This is a genomic window from Coprococcus sp. ART55/1 (assembly GCF_000210595.1).
Taxonomy (GTDB): Bacteria; Bacillota; Clostridia; order Lachnospirales; family Lachnospiraceae; genus Coprococcus; species Coprococcus aceti.
In genome coordinates, this window is record NC_021018.1 from 2,709,935 (window position 1) to 2,710,907 (window position 973).

1 protein-coding gene is annotated in these 973 nt (G+C 40.2%); it reads left to right on the top strand.

Annotated elements, in window-relative coordinates; translation table 11 throughout:
- Positions 1 to 339: 339 nt before the first annotated feature.
- Positions 340 to 973: Rnase Y domain-containing protein (locus tag CCU_RS12185; RefSeq protein ID WP_208896232.1), on the top strand; the 634-nt coding region annotated here is incomplete at its 3' end.

A 973-nucleotide genomic window follows, 5' to 3' on the forward strand; every position in this document is an offset into this window, starting at 1 on the left:
CAGAAACTCCGCTAAAAAGGCATTCGTGTCATACGATTTGAATTGCAGGCAAAGCATATAGGCCAGGATATTATCGATCTGGCTGTGGAAGACTCAGACATATCAGACGAAATCGACAGGATAACACATATTTTTACAAAAAAAATACACCGTGGAAGAACTGACTGAAAAGCGTGATAAAGTCTATGCATACATGTACAGCAAGGGCTTTGACAGGCGCAAGGTTTCTGAGTGTATACGAAATATTGTCTCTGATATTACTTGACATAACATCTTAAAAATATTAAACTTAAATAGTTGTATTCTTGTACAATGAAAACTTAATAAGGAGGTGCTCCTGTGAATTCACCAATAGTATGGGGAATAATCGCTGTTGTTGTAGTTGCACTGCTTGTTGCTACATGGTTTATCGCTATTGCATATCGCAAGAACATAGTAGAGACCAAGATAGGAAGAGCAGAGTCACAGGCAAGAGAGATTATTGACGAAGCTCAGAAGACCGCCGAGGCTAAGAAGCGCGAGATACTGCTTGAGGCAAAGGAAGATTCCCTTAAGACACGTAATGACCTTGAAAAGGAAGTAAAGGACAGACGTGGAGAACTTTCACGTATGGAGAAGAGAATTCTTGCACGTGAAGAGAATCTTGATAAGAAGACTGAGGCAGTTGAGAAGAAGGAAGCTAGTTTAGCTAACAAGGAAAGCGCGCTGGACAAGCAGAAGGCTAAGGTTGAAGAGTTACAGGCGAAACGTTTACAGGAACTTGAAAGAATTTCAGGTTTGACCTCTGAACAAGCAAAAGAATACTTATTAAAGACTGTTGAAGATGAAGTAAAGCATGAAACAGCAGTTATGGTCAAGGAATTAGAAACCAGAGCTAAAGAAGAAGCGAACAAGAAGGCGAAGGAGTATGTTGTCAATGCAATACAGAGATGTGCGGTTGATCATATCTCAGAGACAACGATCTCATTAGTTC